Source organism: Coleofasciculus sp. F4-SAH-05, assembly GCF_040222985.1.
Classification (GTDB): domain Bacteria; phylum Cyanobacteriota; class Cyanobacteriia; order Cyanobacteriales; family Coleofasciculaceae; genus Coleofasciculus; species Coleofasciculus chthonoplastes.
In genome coordinates this window covers 13,779-30,922 of sequence record NZ_JAVKBY010000074.1, presented here as the reverse complement: position 1 = coordinate 30,922, position 17,144 = coordinate 13,779, and the positions used below count along the sequence as shown (strand labels likewise).

Sequence of the window (17,144 nt, the reverse complement as noted above, 5' to 3'; positions counted from 1 at the left end):
TATGGGATACGTTTGATCCCCCTCGCATCCCCCATAAAAAAAAAGCGAAGCAACATCACTAAAAAATCTCCAAGAGCAGACAAGTCACTTATCTACACTACAAGTCTATTTTTGCTAATGACCAGTTAATACCGGGGACATTGGGCAACTCACTCCCATCATCTTTACCAATTTCGGATTGAATACGCTGTTGCAACTTTTGATTCATTGATAAAATTAAATCTTCATTGTCAGACTTGTTCAGAGCAAGATTATTCATTTCTTGTGGATCGTCTTTTAAGTCAAATAACTCCACATCATTGGCAGCATATAAGTCTTCGATACTTGATGGCTGATTGTGTTCAGTTGGAGAAAAATATCGAGTGAATTTATACTGACCATCAAAGACTGTGCGAAGACTACCTCTTTTCTTCAGATTGGGGCGAGTTCCTTCTTTAATCGCTTTTCTTATGCCACCATCTTTATCTTTGACAATAGACAGAAAGCGAACCAGTTCACTATCATTGGTCATTAAACCGCTATAGGTAAATAAAATACTGTCACGTACTGCATCGACCGATACTTGTTCGGGTTGACTCAGTAAAGTTGTTAAATCTTTACCCGGCAACTCCCTTCCTGCTAGATCAGCTTGTTCCTCAACCTTCACTCCAGCCATAGAAAGTAATGTGGGAACTAGATCAATATGGGAGGTTAACGCCTGACAGTTTTGCCCTCCCTCTACATCAGGATGCACGATGTAAAAGGGTAAATGAATGGATTCCTCATAAGCAAACGGTCCTTTCCCACGCAGTCCATGAGCCCCCGCCATTTCACCATGATCTGAGGAAAAAATGATGATCGTCTGACGGCTTAAATCTAGATGATCTAATTCTTGTAAAATTCGATTAATGTGTTGGTCAACCTCTCGAATACAGTTGATGTAGTAGTTATTTAAACGCTGCCAAGGTTCTTCTTCAGGTGGAACTGTACCCAAAATATACCCCCACATTTTATGAAACTCATTGTGAGCTTGGGGACGACCTAATTCGTCAAAGGATTGGTATAAATTACTCGGTAAAGGTAAATCCCAGGTCTTTTGATAAAGCTGATGATCCGGGGCTCTGGCAGCTTCCATTGCTAGATTGCCATTATCTTGTCGGTTTTCCCCCTTAGCGTCGGTGTTGAAGTACATAACATCATGGGGATTGACTAGGCTAACGGTCAAACACCAAGGTCGCTTCTCATCATTCAGCATACGCCCACGATTTCGTAGCCAACGAATTGCGCTTCCTGCTACTAAATGGTCATTGAGATAGCCGCCTAAAGTATGACCAATGATATCACCCGGATCGTAGTAATCAGAGAAGCCATACTCTGCCATTGCCTGGGTTAAATCCAAAGGTTTATGCTCGGACTCAAAATCACGGCTGAGATGCCACTTCCCTTTATAGGCAGTGTAATAGCCAGATTGACGGAGTAGATGCCCATAGGTGGGAATGTCAGTGGATAGATTGGAAATGTAGCGTACATCGGTATTTTCAAACATACCCGTGACTGGAGTCGATAGCCCAGTTAAAAGCACTGATCGTGATGCAGTACACATCGTTGATGAGGTGTAGTGATTGTGGAACGTAATACCGGTTTGTTGTAACCGTTCATGTCCCGGCAAAGTGAGTCCTGATGGTTTTTGAGGAAAATATCTTTCTTGATCGGTGAAGATGAACAAAATGTTGTAACCCTCGGCTTGGGGAGATAAAGGCGGCAACTCCAAGTCTTGGGATTGAGAGTGCGATCGCTTTTGGCGGCAACTCCCTAATAGGCTTACCGTGGCGGTTCCGGCAACGGCATACTGAATAAAAGAACGTCTAGACAATGAATGATGGGTCATTTGATTGGTTAATTATATGAATAAATCAGTGCCGATAAAGTGGCAACATCCAGAACAGTATCCCATCTACCTGGTAAAACTTGGAAGGAAGTCGAATTTAAGCTGTCATAGCTAAGAATACTCTTGCCACTTGGACTAAATATTAGAAAACAATCATTATAGGGGCAATTGTCAAATACAGCGGCTCTCCAGTAATCAGGGTGATAAGTCTCCCGGTGAAGGTAGGTAGTGCATCGCGGCAAAAATACTTGAGCAGCTTCGTAGAGACGATGAAGCTGGGGGAGCTGAGGGAGCTGGGGGAAATATTAGCTGTTCAGTTATTTCTGCCTTCTTGCAGTAGTTAGGTATTAGGTGAGTGTTAGATTGTAGTGCGAGCGTCTCGCTCGCGATTTGGGGGATTTGATCTCTTTTAACTTAAAAGACGGTCAATCAGCTTGCCGCTTGATGATGGGACTTTAATAATTTCTTTACAGTCTCGACGATTTCTTGGGGATGACAAGGCTTGGCTAAGTAAGCATCCGCCCCTTGCTTCATTCCCCAGTAGCGGTCAAAATCCTCTTTTTTCGCCGAACACATTAACACTGGGATATTCTGAGTGTCAGGTTCCGATTTCAGACGACGACAGACTTCATAGCCATTCATCCGGGGAAGGACAATATCCAAAATCACCAAATTTGGGTGAAACTGCTGAATTTTCTCCAACGCTTCCACCCCATCCCCAGCCGCAATCACTGTCAGCCCTACCCGCTCAAGCAGCTTAGAGAGCAAATGTTGTTGGGTGAGATCGTCTTCTACGACTAACACTGTACTCATAACAACCTATACCTACTATAGCTCTCTAGCTTTTAGGTATTATAACATTTACTCTGAGCGACAAAATATCGTCATAAGGCTGATTTCAGGTCACTCAAGTTCCGCAATCTGGCTGAATTTGGGAGTGCAGGGGTGCAGGAATGATCGTGACGTATTCAGCACCGCTGTTCCTTCGCTTCTCTCAGGAGGATAAGGGAGATGGGGACGTTCCAGACGTAGCCGACATCTGGAACAGTCACTCAGACATCCGTCAAATAAACTTAAGATTACCGAATCGGCGGACAATTCAAATCAATTAAATATCCCCCTGCCTCAATCACAAAATCATCGAAATCATCATCACTGCCAGCTTCTACCTGTCCTCCATCTTCCCAAGACACGCGACTTCCTGTGATATTACCCTTTCTCCCCCCGTCCAAACGACCATTAAACTGAGCCAAGTTTTGGGTCGAAACAATACGGCGTCGGGTTTGACCCGTAGGACTTACGGATTCAAGAAAGAAAACATAGCGGTTATTGGCTTTAAACATAAACTCGTTGAATTGATTCGATATCGTTCCCCCCTCAACTGTTCCGACAAAATCCGCTTGCGTCCCCAGATCGTTTTGACCACGAGAGGTTTGTATCGGCTGGTTTGTGCCAAAAGCATCATAGGGTTTGACTTCCTGAAACAGAATCGTTTCTTCCCCGGTTGTTTCATTCCGTACACCAAGCGCGGCTTGGTATGATCCATGAGATTGCAGGAATTCAAATTCCACAATCGTATCCTCTGGGAATTGCAGTGTCCGATTATCAAAGATATCCTGAGCTTGCACAGACGCTGCCAAGGTACTCATTAATCCAGTCGCGATCGCGCCAATGAACCAAGATTTGCTGTAGAGTTGTCTCATTGCGAATTATCCTTATTATCAAAACCCTGTTCTTGAGCGAAGCGAAGGATCAAAACTTAATCCTTTACCACGCCAACAGCGCCAGATTTGACCAAGAACATCTCGCATCTAGTCCGGTAATCTGAATCATCTTTTAGCTTCAGTTCTCAGTTGTTCTAACGCTGACAAGCAACAGGTACTGGTAACGTTAACATCATCATCTCGCACCCTAGCTTAATAACTACTATTATAGAGTGTTGCGATCAGTACTATATTCCACGGAAATATAAACACTTAAAGTTATAAACACTTAAAGTTGGCGACTCGCCCAACTTTTATAGCAGTAGACACATCGATTAGGACTTTCCGAACTGTTGTTCTCCTTCGTTGCAACGAAGGAGAACAAATGATGCTTAATGCTTCCCCCGCCGTCAATCTGCCCCCAACAGGACGATGCCTACAAGCAGAGCTAATCAATGATAATAGTTTTTTATATTTGCGCCGTCGCTAAATTGGGTTAAATTATGAATAGAGACAAACAAACCACACACACGGAGCAAATCAAACCATGTATACCACCTACCAAAACGGACTGATCAATTCCACTCCTGTTGAAGTCAAGACAAACCCCATCACCCCTCCCACCTCGCCCCAACAACCCATCAAGCCACTGCAAACCATCAAGCAATGGTTAGAGAACATCGAAATTCACAACCCCACCAAAGCTAGATTCTTCTGCAAAATGATTCCCGCCCAATGCCCCTTTGAACGCGATATCTGCCTCTTTGGGCGTCGGGTTGCCCACATTCCTCCCTTGTGCAAACTCAATCCTTTCTATGACGAATTCGTTAGCCTCCGCTTTCGCGCCCTTTGCTACTTGGCTGATCAATGTGGGGAAGATATCAGTGCTTATTGTTAGTCATTTGTTATACTCGCTTCGCGAGAAGCAAGCTACATCCTTTGTCATTCGTCATTCAAGACTAAAAATTCATGACTCGCTGCAAAAATGCCCACTTATCGGCAATCTCTTCAATAATCTTAGCCGTCGGTTTTCCCGCACCATGACCCGCCTTAGTTTCAATGCGAATTAAGACCGGATTATCCCCAGCATGTGCCGCTTGTAACGCTGCTGCAAACTTAAAACTATGGGCTGGAACCACGCGGTCATCATGATCTGCAGTCGTAATTAATGTGGCTGGATAAGCCGTTCCTGGCTTGAGATTATGTAACGGAGAATAGGCATAAAGCGCCTTAAACTCCTCCTGATTTTCCGGTGAACCATAATCAGAACACCATGCCCAACCAATCGTAAACTTATGGAAGCGCAGCATATCCAGAACCCCAACTGAAGGAAGTGCAGCACGGAATAAATCGGGACGCTGAGTCATACAAGCCCCGACTAATAAACCACCATTACTTCCCCCACCAATTGCCAGTTTTTGCGGATGAGTATATTTATTCTCAATTAACCACTCCGCTGCGGCAATAAAATCATCAAACACATTTTGCTTATTCAGCTTTATCCCGGCTTGATGCCAATCTTCCCCATACTCTCCACCGCCTCGGAGATTTGGAATCGCATACACGCCTCCCATCTCCATCCACACCAGATTACTAATCGAAAAGCTGGGAGTGAGGGAGATATTAAACCCACCGTAACCATAGAGATAGGTAGGATTATTGCCATCCAATGCTAACCCCTTTTTGTGGGTAATAAACATCGGCACTTGTGTCCCATCTTTACTCTGGTAAAACACTTGCCGCGTTTCGTATTGAGTCGGATCAAAGTCTACAGTCGGTTGGCGAAATAGGGAACGTTCCCCAGTTACCATATCGTAGCGGTAAATCGTGGCTGGGGTGGTGAAACTGGTAAACACATAGAAGGTTTCCGTATCATAACGCTTCCCGCCGAATCCCCCGGCTGAACCAATTCCCGGTAATTCCACCTCCCGGACGAAGGCACCATTGAGGTCAAAAATCTTAATCGAAGAACGGGCATCTTTGAGGTAATCGGCGACAAACTGGTTATTCAGAACGCCGACACCTTCTAAAGTTTCTTCGGCTTGGGGAATAAGTTCTTGCCAGTTTTCCCGTGCTGGGTTATGAATATCAATGGCAATCACCCGACCTCGTGGTGCGTCTAAGTCAGTTTGAACCCAGAATATTGACCCGTCATTGTCAATTAGACTGAAATTTGCTTCAAACTCGGAAATCAATTCGACAATAGGAGAATCGGGAGTTTGTAAGTCTTTGTAGAAAACCAGATTCTTCGGATCAGTTCCTTGACTGACATAAATAATCAGATAATGCCCATCTTCTGTCACCGACCCATTAAACATCCATTCTTTCTGGTCAGGACGATGATAAATTAGCAAATCATCAGATTGGTCTGTGCCGAGTTTGTGATAATAGAGTTTGTGATAATAATTAGCATCTTCTAATTTTGTGGCATCATTGGGTTCGTCATAACGGCTATAGAAAAATCCTTGATTATCGGTTGTCCAGGATGCACCGGAAAACTTCACCCATTGGAGATGATCGGATAAATCTTCTCCGGTTTCTACATCCCGCACTTTCCATTCTTGCCAATCGGAACCGGAGGTGGATAAACCATACGCCATGCGGTTCCCATCATCACTCATAGCGGCACCCGATAGGGCGATAGTCCCGTCTTCGGAGAGGGTATTGGGGTCAATCAGGACTCTGGGTTCTCCATCGAGAGAGGTTAAGGTGTAGAGAACGCTTTGGTTCTGAAGTCCATCATTTTTGAAATAGAAGTAGCGGTTCCCTTCTTTATAGGGAATGCCATATTTTTCGTAATTCCAGAGTTGGGTGATCCGCTGCTTCAGGGATTCTCGTTGGGGGATGTCTTCGAGATAGCCGAAGGTGACTTTATTTTGCGCTTCTACCCAGGCTTTGGTTTCTTCGGAGTCGGGATCTTCTAACCAGCGATAGGGGTCAGCGACGTTCGTGCCATGATAGTCGTCTACTTGGTCAGCTTGGCGGGTGGTGGGGTAGGTCAGAGGTTGGTGAGAAGATGGCATAGTCGGGAATGTGAGGCAGTGTTTTCTAGGGTAGCACTCTTTGGGGAAGGGTTAGGAAGCGGTAAGCCTTGTATACTTTTGGGGAAACAGGATTAGGAATCCTGAATCGTGGTCAGTTCTTGTAGGTTGGGTAGAGCGATAGCGAAACCCAACAGGCTAACCCGTTGGCGTTGGGTTACTCTCCGAGAAGGCTTCGCCTACGTTTCTCAACCCAACTCTACTGGCGTGGCACAGCTAAAATGGTGGATTAGATTGGACTATTGAATCGGGCGCACGTCTGTGCGCCCCTACAGTTTCCGGGCGTGGGGTTAATTCATCTTGCTAGGTGTGCCACGCCACTACACAGGTGACATTCTCCCTAATTTTTTTTGCTGTTGAAGGGCATAGCTGATGATGTTATTAGCTAGGGTATGAGTACTCGCCGTTTTGCCCGGTGAATCAGCCAGTTGCAGGGCTTGTCGAGATGCTGTGATGGCTTCTTCCCAGCGACCTTGAGCCGCCAATGCTATACCTAAATAAATGTAAGTCCAGCCATTATTTGGTTCATTTTCAATAGACTCCTTAAAGGATATAATGGCTTCTTCCATGGAGTCTGGATCACCGGTGAGCATGGCTCGATTTAGCAGCATAATACCGAGATTGTAGTTAGCTACGGCAAGAGCTTTAGTGTTCAACTCATCTGTTGGTTCTGGAATAGTCTCGGTTTCTATGAGCATGATATCTTCTAAGCCTAGATTTTTGTAGACTTGAGCATACTTCGGTACAGCCGCGATCGCACGATTTATTGTCTCCTGGGTGTCTTCCCTAACGTCTTCTAACTGTCCGAGGGATTGAGCCGTAAATTGCAGGTCACAAAACGCCGATTTATATTGCCTGATGAGAAGCCGATGGGGAATGTCTAAAGTGTCCATCGCTTCTGATAATAGGTGACAACTTGCGGCATTACCGATGTAAGGGTTGATTTGAATCCCACGGCGAATAACCTGAATAGATTTATGGAATTCACCCACCTGACGCCATGCGATGGATAGATCGGTGTAGGAATTGAGATCCTCTAAGGAACGCATCTGTTCAGGTAGACGTTCGACAGCACGCTGAAACTGAGTTGAGGCGTCCTCAATTTGTCCCTTATGGTGGAGAGTCACCCCTAGATTGAGGTAAGCTTCAAAGGAATGGGGTTCAAGTTCAAGGGCACGACGAAACGAGGCGATCGCCTCTGCTAATTGTCCTTGATCACTCAGGGCTTTGCCTAGATTTGTGTAAACTTGAGCGTTGTTGGGTGCAAATTCCAGACTTCGACGAAACGACGCGATCGCGCCCTGAAATTCTTCCTTCTGGTAAAGGGCAATCCCTAAAGCGTTGTAAGCTGTGGCATCATCAGGGATATTCACAATACGGCGATAGGTTTTAATCGCTTTTTCCCATTCCCCTCTCTCACCCAAAGCATTTCCCAAAAGTTTATAGGCACGATCTAGGCTAGGATCTAATTCGATGGCGCGACGGTAGGTTTTAATCGCCTCATCCAACTGCCCAGCCTCGGCTAGCGTCATGCCTAGATTGGTGTAGAAATTAGCATTTTCCGGGTTGAGTTCGATGGCGCGGCGACTGGCGGCAATGGCGTCTTCAAACTGCCCCATTTCTGATAGGGCATTGCCCAGATTGTTGTGCGCTAAAGCCCAGTTGGGTTCAAGTTCAATCGCCCGACTAAACGCCGCGATCGCTTCCTGCCAATGTTCACTTCTAGCCAGTGCTATGCCTAAATTGTGGTAAATGCTAGCATCGTTGGCATTTCTCTCCAAAGCATAGTTCCAAATCTCGGTTGCTTGTGCTTGGGTTTTCAGCATAAGGGCTAATATGTTTGGGTCAAGTTGAATAGCCTCATACAACGCCTCGGTTGCGGCATCTTTTTGATCCAAATCACGCAACGCTTGAATCAAACCGCTACGGGCGACGGTAGATTCAGGATCAAGTTCGATGGCACGGCGGAAGGCTTTAATGGCTTCCTCTAGTTTCCCTTGAGCGTAAAGATTGAAGCCCTCTAATCGATAGTTCCCCGCCTGATCAGAGTCGAGTGCAATAAACCTTTGCGCCATTATTTCCGTGTTAGCCAAGTTTTCCGGGATTGCCGTAAAACGAGAGTATTGAATTAGTGTCTCTAGAGGGGACAAGTGGTGTCCTGCAGTTAGTAGAGAGGTAGGTTCAGCCTTGATATTCCCTGTTCCCTGGGAGTTAATAACTGTAGGCAGCAAATAATCTTTTTTAATACTAGAAGCAATGGCTTTGTGTTTAGCAATAGCCAACTCTGCCTGCCATAAAACTGTTGTAGCTGTCAGTGCCAAACCGATTTTAATCCGTTTCATTATCATAAAAGCCTTCATCTTGCCAGAAAGCCGTAAATTCGCCGAAGTGCTAGTGATGTTGAGCATCTCGTTGTTGCTTGTACGCCATGCTATCTACATTGTAGTCTGTGTTCTCTTATACTACTCTGGACAGCAATCTCTCACCTCCTGAACATCAAACCCCAACACGTCCGCTACTTATCCCACACTCAACCCCATATCCAACAATTGAGGTATTGATTGCCTGTTCCCTCAGCGAAGCTTAATGATTAATGATTCAGGTGTAGAGAAAGATATGATCCCAAATGTAATCAATTAATCGTTTAGCATCATCTAAAGGCAGAACCTGACAACATCCTCGCTTATCTTTCGTCAATAACGGAATGTCCGGGAGACTTGCCGTATCTTTGCCATCTTGCATCAGTTTCCCCCGGATATTCTCTAAATTATGAATCGGACCATTGATATCAAAATCTATCTTTGTGCCAAACTTATTATCCATCCAACTTTCAATTTGGTTGTCCAACTGTGCAGGAGTTAGGAGATTATGGCTAATTAAAAGATGGTAATAAACTAGAATGATCTCTTTACATTCCTCTTCTTCTGCCGCATCAATTAAGGCATGAAACACGCTGGCATTATTTGCCATATTCTTAAAAAACAGGGTTTCGGTTACAGTTTGACGGAATTTAATCTGCTTACTCTTATAATTGCTATACTGCTTATAGGCAAAACCTCCTAATGTCACCAGTAGCGATAACACAGCAACTAGGACGGGCATAATATCACGCACCTCCTCTTCACTTGCCTGAATCGTGTCCAGAACCGATGGTCCCATGGTAAAAAATAAAATAGCCCCAATCACAACGAGAAGTTTAGGCAGAACTCTTAGGATGACTGGAACAGCGGCACCAACAGCCGGAACGATTAAGAAGAGACGGTCTTTCCAGGTCATGCTAATTTTGATATTAGGGAAAAGGATTTCCAAGTCAAACTTAGGGATATTCTTGTAAAAATAGAGATACATTTTCCCTGGTGTGAACTGGAGAGAATCTAGTTCATCGCCTTTGTGTTTTAAATAATCGGCATCTTTGAATTTAATCAATAAAACAACTCGTTCAAAAAGACTTATTGTTTTGTCTTTTTTCTTCAAAAACTTTTTAACCTGAATCGTTTTTTCATAATCCCCGCGACAGTAGCAGACGAGTTGATCAAATTCATCAAAATTAACCTCCGTTTTCAGTTGAATTAAAGACTTTTCATTAAAGGCGCGTTGTAAACTATTCGGAGAGAGGGGAACATAATTGGCGCGTTCGAGAATCGTCTGAAAGTCGGTAACCACATTCGCTTCGCGTTCGGCTAACTTATCGGGAGTGAGTTCAATTCTCGATTGAGTATCAGCATCAGGGTTGAACGGATCATAATTATTCTTGAAGCGTTCCAAATAGGCATGAAACTTAAAATGATAATAGGCGGAAAGTAGGGTACAAAAATCCCGGAATTGTTGCACCTTCTCGTTAGGCAACTGTCTATCGTCTAGGCACAGTTCGATTAAATCGCTACGGCTATAGGGAATAAACGCTTCTCGGTCTTGATAAGTTGCCATATCTGACAATAGACTAAGTAGTCGGACTTTCATTAAAGTTTACAGTTGAGACTAGGGAAAAGGGAACAGAAATGACCCTTCGCCTCGCTAGTCGGATACGGCGCGTGATTGTGTAGGGGCGGGTTTCACCACTATCCTTTCCTTAGCACCTAGATGTAACTAAACCCGCCCCGACTGAGTGCGAGAGTTTTGACCCTTCACGTTGGAAAGAGAGCATGGTTTTGACAATCTTTAACTCAGTTAACAAAATTGATGTCCAGGTACTTATTTCACAGACACAAATCCAGCACTAATTCCCTGTGACGGGTCACGAAGCCTGATATTTTTAATCGGTACGGCTGAACAGGGTAACGGAGATGCCCAACATCGGATTGTAAAGTTGGCTGGATAGACATAAGTAACATCATTCACTTGGTCAGATACTAGATTAACACTCGGTAAGGGAGGAGGTAAAATCAACCGGGATTGAGCATTATCCTGAATCAGACCAACGGTAGTCAAACCAAGTAAAAATAGGGAAGTCAACAGGATTCAGTCCTAAAGCTATAGCTGTCAGTCCAGACTCATCTGAATCCGAAAATACCCACCAAAACTTGATGGGTTGAGTTTCCTTTACAGCTTTTTCGATGGAAACTGACCAAGGCAGGTCGAGGCACATAAAGGTTGAAGGATACAGGGGACATCCGGATGTGGTCAGGCTATATAAAACCATGGGTGAGAGCAGTAATATCACAATGGCACTGCCTGTCAATAGCCGCTTAATTTTTATTGTTAACTGATTTCCCATTAGATAAAATAGAAATCCTATGGGGAGTAGCGGTAGCGCCGAAAGTTTAATAGTTACGGCTCCGGCTGATAGAATTAGGGGAATGGTTTTAGCCAAAGTGATAAAGTCCGGTGTCAAACCAGACTATTTTTTGACTGGTAAAAGCGGCAATAATTAGTTCTAAGGTAATAAATCCCACCATAAAGCTGGGAGAAAAAATTGAGCGAAGTGTCGCCAGTTCACGCCGGGTTGACTGAGACAGAAGAGATAGGGCGACTAAACCAACGACAAGGGCGAAACCAACGGCGCTAGATAAGGGTAAAATCAGGGAGGTTGCTAGCATAGAGACGCACAGGACAACGATTCCCAGCCAGACGGCGGCGATGAAGCGATCGCCTCTGCGATCAATGCGATCGGCTTGCAACCCATTTACGATAGCTGTGCCAATTGAGAAACAAACACCAATCAGAAAAAGCCAAGTGATAATAAAATAAAGCATTCAGCACCTCTAGTCATAATCCGCGCGATCGTCGCTATTTCTCATTTTCATCTACTTTACGCCCAAAAGGTACGTTATTAGACCGCGTGGACTGTAGCAATTTTATTGCTAGTGCCACATTATTATAGGCTTCCAGATGACCGATGAGGGCGAGTCGATCAAATTAATAGGCTTCCCCATGCAAGACAATCCAGCAACTCGCCCCTACAAGACATACTTATTGATTTGAAACTCCCTTCGGATCAGCACTAATTACCTCTTTCCCATCTCCCCCAACCCTATTTGTTTGCTCTCCAGCATTCAAGTAGAAATGATTAGGTTCGTTTCTTGAGGATTAAACAGTTGGCGTTGAGAGGCATTGAGAAACTCGATACTAATGGGTTCGCCAGTTTCGTCATAACTAACAATCACGCCTCCTGGTTCAGAAATAGCATTGGCTGGAAAAGCATCACGCAAAACAAAGATGAGAATATCTGCATCTGAATCATATTTAACATTCATCAGTTTACCCCTGCCAGTATCGATTGACTTGATTTGTCCAGTACAAGGTCAAAATTCGTTTTGTGTTACCAATTTCAACAAAGATAACTCTCAGTAAACCACCTCCACGCCTAGATTGTGCAACGAAGACATTATCTTCTACTATAACTTGTTGAGGATTCATCAATACTGTTTCAACTTCTTGGCGAGTGATCTCTAATCGTTGTTGCCATTGTTGCTGACGCTCCTGTGCATGTCTTGTCCAAACAATCTGCATTTCGGTGTATTGTCCTCATCGAGTTTCCAGCTTTTAAATATTCTTCCAATTCTATAAAATGCAGCAATCCACCCGTTCTGTAAATAGACCTCAAACCATTACTAATGACAAATGACCAATGACCAATGACCATCAGCGCCGTTAACTTTCCGGTGTGTCTACCGACTTAGTGAAGTAATCTATTGACTTCCACTTCTACTTCTGGCAAGGCTAATGGTATAATTATACCCGTCGAATACTTGACCACAGATTGATACTTTCCCTGGTTAGGTTCACGATGCACCCACAACTGACTCCCGATAATATCGATCACCCAATAGTCTCGTATGTGATGCCGTGCATATATCTGAGCCTTATCGTTTAAGTCATAGGAAAGGGTCGAATTTGATACCTCAATTAGCTAATAAATATCCTTCGGTTGGGGATGACGCTGATCATAACGAGATTCCGGGGGTATAGCGATACAAATATCCGGTTGCGGCTCACCATCGCTGGGTAGTGTAACTGGAGCTATGGCAAAGACAACCGCTTGAGTCCCTAAAAGAGCTTCTAGATACTTAACACCCCGTCTATAGGTAACCCGATGAATCGGAAGTTCTGGAGACATATCGATAATTTGTCCATCGAGTAGTTCAACCTGGCGACCTGCCAAAATGCCGCTTTCAATCATCTGATGATAATCGGCGACAGTCCAGTGGGTTAATGTTCTGACCATAGGGATTTTCGGCTATTGGAATATTCAGCTAAATCACCGGAAAGGCATAGTGCGATCGCAGCAAGTCCTATTTTACTCTCTGATAGTGAACGCGATCGCGGATCAACTGGTAGCGTTAATCACAGGCAGTTTGAGACAGTTGGCGTTTAGCCGTTGACGTTTGAGCTGATCGTTCCCAGAAAAAACCTGCGACATTTGCTATCTGTGACAATAAAAACAAGATGGCAAGCAATAAAATGGGTTGTTTGGAGGGCTGGGAAAATGGATAAATCAGTAGGTTGAAATAAAAGGAGAACGGTTCTACCTTAATCTTGTCTAAAATCTTGTCTAAGCCACGTTTAGCACGGAGTTGGTGAAAATGGAATGCACCCCGCCCATAGTTGAAATGCTGTCGCCAGAAGCGTCTGAGTGTTAGATGATGAGCATGGTAGACTTGGGCTTGTGGAGCATAAATCATCCGGTAACCATGATGTAACCAGCGATCGCACCATTCCCGATCTTCTCCTGCGGCTAGGGGAAAGGTGGTGTCGAAACCGCCTAACTGATGAAAAGTTGCTTTGGCAAGGGCGAAGTTGTTGGAGGCGAAGAAGGTGGCTTGATCGGGATTGGTATTGTAGTAGTCGTAGAGGTAATCAATGAGTAATTGACTAGCCGTGGAGAATAGGTTCCCCAAGCCGCTCCTTTTATACCCTGCGCCAGCCAGTCATGGTGAAGGGAAAACAAATCAGACTGTTGAAACCCTGTTGCGAATAACGCCAGTGCAATATAGCCTACACTAACCATTAAAATCGGTCGCACTCTTCCAGGCACAAATAATACAATCCAGAAAAAGGGAACGGCTAGGGTGGGTTTGACCAGTGCTGCAATCACGAGTACACTTGCCCACAGATCCTTACCCCAGCCAATTGGCCTTCGGCACATCAGAGTTAATCCAGCGACTAAACTGACGAGGATATGAAGGGTAAGTTGACCATTGCCAATGGTATCTCCTGTTGGATACATCGCTAAGAGCAGCATGACTAGCAAGACTCTTGGCATCACCTTTTTGATCTGAGTTTCATTAATTAGCAAATAAGCCAGCCAAATCAGTGCCGCGATTGATGTAATTGCCCAAAGCCACCTCGTGAAACTGAGTGAGGGATAGCCAAGGAAGGGCAAGAGCATCGTATAACTGGCTGGTGGGTATACGGCACTGCCTAGTTGGTCATATATAGGCTCTCCAGCAAACCAGAGATTTACTTCTTGGTAACGCAGCTTGAGGTCAATTGCCCCATTAAAATCATCAGATAGCCAGACCAGTCGCGCAAACTGGTAAGCTAGCCGAGAGAAGGCAATAGCACTTAAGAGTGCGATCGCGCCACCCAGTAGTAGGGAATGGTAGTTTGCCAAAATTCTCTGAACTTGTAACGTGGTGTTGTTGATCCATTGGTTAGGGAAACGTTTCATTTAACTTGCGGGGGTTGGGGGAGAAGTCTTCAGGAATTACTGAATTGACGGTTTAAATAAGAGCGAATCATAGAACGAACTAAGGCAATCTCGCTGCCACTGAATTCACCGAGTATGAAGAATAATAAGGGAATTAGAACACTGATAATTAGCAATTTCAACAGCAACCAAAAACCGGGAACCAACCAGTAAACTGCCACAATGTACGCGCATCCACAGACTAAGAGACTGCGCCCGATGGTTAGGTAGGGAGGCAAAATCTGCCAGATATGGTAAACCGCCAGTATAGTTGCGATCGCGCCCAAGCTGGCACAGACGGTTGTGACAATCGCAGCGCCCATGGCTTCCCATCGAGGAATCAATAAAATGTGGCTGATTGTGGCGATAGGTATCAGGGGTGCAACTAAAGTAAACGTCCAATTTGGCTTACCCGCAGCCGTTAAAATAGCGGTGGCAACCGAAACCATGACTAACGCTAAAGCGCCGCATATCAATAGCGCCAATAAGGGAGCTGCTGGTAAAAAGGCTTCACCATAGATTAAACGTACAATTTCTGGGGCAGCTCCCGCACTCATCGCCGCAAAAGGTAGCAATCCGATTACCAGGCGCAGGGCGTTGCGTCCCATTTTCTGGGCTTGAGAGAATTCTCCACTGCGGAGGATACGGCTTAAAGTCGAGAGTAACAGAGGGGAGAAGGAAATGGCAAAGATACTGGGAACAAAGGCTAAATTCTGGGCAGCACCATAGATACCCGACTGTTCAGCTGTACCACCGAGTATCTTGAGCAGGAGCAAGTCCAATTTATCGTAAAGCCGCAGACTCAGGGCAAATAAAAATAATGGCACAGCATAGCCAAATAATCGCTGGGGGGGAAAATGAGATTGACTGAATAGAGAAGGGCGGACAAAGCATCGGCTAATGACTAATTCCATCAACGACGCCCCGATGCTACCTAAAATCGCACCGGACACAGAAAAGCCCAATTCTAAAAATAGGATAATGAATACCAATCGACCGATCCAACGTCCGGCACTGGCAATCGCCCGCTGTTTGAAGTCACCAATTCCGATTAAAATTTGGCGATGGGCGCTGGCGAGACTAAATAAGGGAATGTCCAGAGCAAAGAGTTGGAGATAGGTGGCGAGTGCGGGTTCATGGAAAAGGAGTGCGATCGGGGTAGCGAAGAACCAGAGTAGTAAGGTAACCCCGATACTTACACCTAGATACAGCCGGATTAACGTTGTGCCAACGGGTTGCCAATCCTCCGCTTCACTGACAAATTTGACGGTTGTGCGGCTAAAGATTGAGGTGATACTCCATTCTACCCAGGCGATCAGGACTGATGCTAGGGTAAATAATCCGTATCCTTCTGGACCCAGTTTACGAGTGAGGAAACCCGCTGTAATTAAGCCAGTCGGCAGAATCAGGGCTTCGGCGAGGAAGATCCAGATTGTCCCTTTGACGACATGACGACTTGACGGTGATGAGGCAGAGTTCACAAAGGGTTCTGCCCAACGTGAAGGAACCGCTTGTACCCAAGCTTGGGCAAAGTATTCTTCCATCTGCGAACGGGACAAGTGACCCAGCATTGAGATAGACTCAGATAGCCCTAGATCAGCAATCAGTTTTTCCAGGCGATCGCGCTCTGGTCCATCTCCAGCGATTAATAGCCTTGCGTCGGGAATTTGGGATACGACTGGGGCAAAAGCTTTGACTAATACATCGACTCCTTTTTCCCACACCAATCGACCTGCAAACACGACGGTTGGTGGTAGGGTAAAGGGGAGAGGGCGTGAGGATTGGATGGGAATGCCATACCAGACGACTTCTACGGGTTTAATCCCTTCCGCCAACAAGCGTTCCTTGACAGCGTTACTGTTAGCTACAACCAGATTGAATACATCGCGCCAGCGTTGCCAAAGCTGCATCTGTAGCATCAGCGGTAGCCAATCACACCCAGGTAGGCAATGATGGCGGTAACAGGCGACACCGGCTGAATACTGACAAACGTTACCATCGGGTAGTGTCTTATTGCCCAGGGGACAGATGGGGCGATACCAGGCGACATGATATAGGGTGGGGATCTGCCGCAGCAACGGCAAGATTAAGGGGGACAGTTGGGTGAGAAATATTTTGACGTGAACCACATCGGGCTGAAATTCGGCTAAGACTCGCTTCAATTGGACAAACGCCCAAGGGTTGGCAGTTTGGAGCAAGGTGCGAAAACTAGAGGTTGTCCCCAAGCATTCGTAGTCGGCTAAACTATCAGAGGTTTGGCGTTGGGCAGAACTAGCAAAGAGTCGAGCATCATGTCCCCGTTTCCGTAGTCCCTTTCGCAAGGATAGCATTGCCAGTTCCGCTCCTCCTGTGGGTGTGGCGTAGTCATTAACCAGCAAAATTTTCATTTGTCATTTATCATTTGT

General features: G+C 45.3%; 13 protein-coding genes and 3 pseudogenes. 1 reads left to right on the top strand and 15 read right to left on the bottom strand.

Annotation, left to right across the window (positions count from 1 at the left end):
• Window positions 1–97 precede the first annotated feature (97 nt).
• The 3 genes from RIG27_RS09115 to RIG27_RS09105 all read right to left on the bottom strand — a co-directional run bounded on the left by RIG27_RS09115 (window position 98) and on the right by RIG27_RS09105 (window position 3,570).
• On the bottom strand, window positions 98–1,867 hold the full coding sequence (locus RIG27_RS09115; RefSeq protein WP_446344419.1) for a sulfatase-like hydrolase/transferase: 1,770 nt from the start codon (window positions 1,865–1,867) through the stop codon (window positions 98–100).
• Window positions 1,868–2,296: 429 nt separating this feature from the next.
• Window positions 2,297–2,680, bottom strand: coding sequence for a response regulator transcription factor (locus RIG27_RS09110; protein WP_446344417.1), 384 nt, complete (start codon window positions 2,678–2,680; stop codon window positions 2,297–2,299).
• Between the two features lie 266 nt (window positions 2,681–2,946).
• The gene (locus RIG27_RS09105; RefSeq protein WP_446344415.1) at window positions 2,947–3,570 is read right to left on the bottom strand and encodes a hypothetical protein; all 624 of its coding nucleotides are present in this window, start codon (window positions 3,568–3,570) and stop codon (window positions 2,947–2,949) included.
• 547 nt (window positions 3,571–4,117) lie between these two features.
• Here RIG27_RS09105 and RIG27_RS09100 point away from each other — a divergent pair.
• The gene (locus RIG27_RS09100; RefSeq protein WP_446344413.1) at window positions 4,118–4,468 is read left to right on the top strand and encodes a Mo-dependent nitrogenase C-terminal domain-containing protein; all 351 of its coding nucleotides are present in this window, start codon (window positions 4,118–4,120) and stop codon (window positions 4,466–4,468) included.
• 61 nt (window positions 4,469–4,529) lie between these two features.
• Here RIG27_RS09100 and RIG27_RS09095 read toward each other — a convergent pair whose 3' ends face one another.
• From RIG27_RS09095 to RIG27_RS09040, 12 genes and pseudogenes are all read right to left on the bottom strand, one after another.
• Complete coding sequence (locus tag RIG27_RS09095) at window positions 4,530–6,593, bottom strand: prolyl oligopeptidase family serine peptidase (protein ID WP_446344411.1); 2,064 nt, start codon at window positions 6,591–6,593, stop codon at window positions 4,530–4,532.
• A gap of 338 nt (window positions 6,594–6,931) precedes the next feature.
• Window positions 6,932–8,953, bottom strand: a complete 2,022-nt coding sequence (locus RIG27_RS09090; RefSeq protein ID WP_446344409.1) for a tetratricopeptide repeat protein — start codon at window positions 8,951–8,953, stop codon at window positions 6,932–6,934.
• A gap of 256 nt (window positions 8,954–9,209) precedes the next feature.
• Window positions 9,210–10,571, bottom strand: coding sequence for a TMEM143 family protein (locus RIG27_RS09085; protein WP_446344407.1), 1,362 nt, complete (start codon window positions 10,569–10,571; stop codon window positions 9,210–9,212).
• 231 nt (window positions 10,572–10,802) lie between these two features.
• Complete coding sequence (locus RIG27_RS09080; protein WP_446344405.1) at window positions 10,803–11,039, bottom strand: hypothetical protein; 237 nt, start codon at window positions 11,037–11,039, stop codon at window positions 10,803–10,805.
• A complete protein-coding gene (locus RIG27_RS09075) occupies window positions 11,011–11,421 on the bottom strand; it encodes a hypothetical protein (protein ID WP_446344403.1) in 411 nt (136 codons plus the stop codon). The genes RIG27_RS09080 and RIG27_RS09075 overlap by 29 nt, the downstream gene beginning before the upstream one ends.
• The gene (locus RIG27_RS09070) at window positions 11,414–11,803 is read right to left on the bottom strand and encodes a hypothetical protein (RefSeq protein ID WP_446344401.1); all 390 of its coding nucleotides are present in this window, start codon (window positions 11,801–11,803) and stop codon (window positions 11,414–11,416) included. The genes RIG27_RS09075 and RIG27_RS09070 overlap by 8 nt, the downstream gene beginning before the upstream one ends.
• A 300-nt stretch (window positions 11,804–12,103) precedes the next feature.
• Entirely contained in the window at window positions 12,104–12,304 is a 201-nt protein-coding gene (locus tag RIG27_RS09065; protein ID WP_006099321.1) for a DUF2283 domain-containing protein, read from the bottom strand.
• A 4-nt stretch (window positions 12,305–12,308) separates the two neighbouring features.
• Window positions 12,309–12,560, bottom strand: coding sequence for a DUF4258 domain-containing protein (locus tag RIG27_RS09060; protein WP_446344399.1), 252 nt, complete (start codon window positions 12,558–12,560; stop codon window positions 12,309–12,311).
• Between the two features lie 166 nt (window positions 12,561–12,726).
• Window positions 12,727–13,275: pseudogene (locus RIG27_RS09055) on the bottom strand (Uma2 family endonuclease).
• Between the two features lie 115 nt (window positions 13,276–13,390).
• Window positions 13,391–13,942, bottom strand: a pseudogene (locus RIG27_RS09050) (glycosyltransferase family 2 protein); the annotation flags it as partial.
• A gap of 86 nt (window positions 13,943–14,028) precedes the next feature.
• Window positions 14,029–14,721 (bottom strand): annotated as a pseudogene (locus RIG27_RS09045) (glycosyltransferase 87 family protein); the annotation flags it as partial.
• A 29-nt stretch (window positions 14,722–14,750) separates the two neighbouring features.
• On the bottom strand, window positions 14,751–17,126 hold the full coding sequence (locus tag RIG27_RS09040; RefSeq protein ID WP_446344397.1) for a glycosyltransferase: 2,376 nt from the start codon (window positions 17,124–17,126) through the stop codon (window positions 14,751–14,753).
• Window positions 17,127–17,144 lie beyond the last annotated feature (18 nt).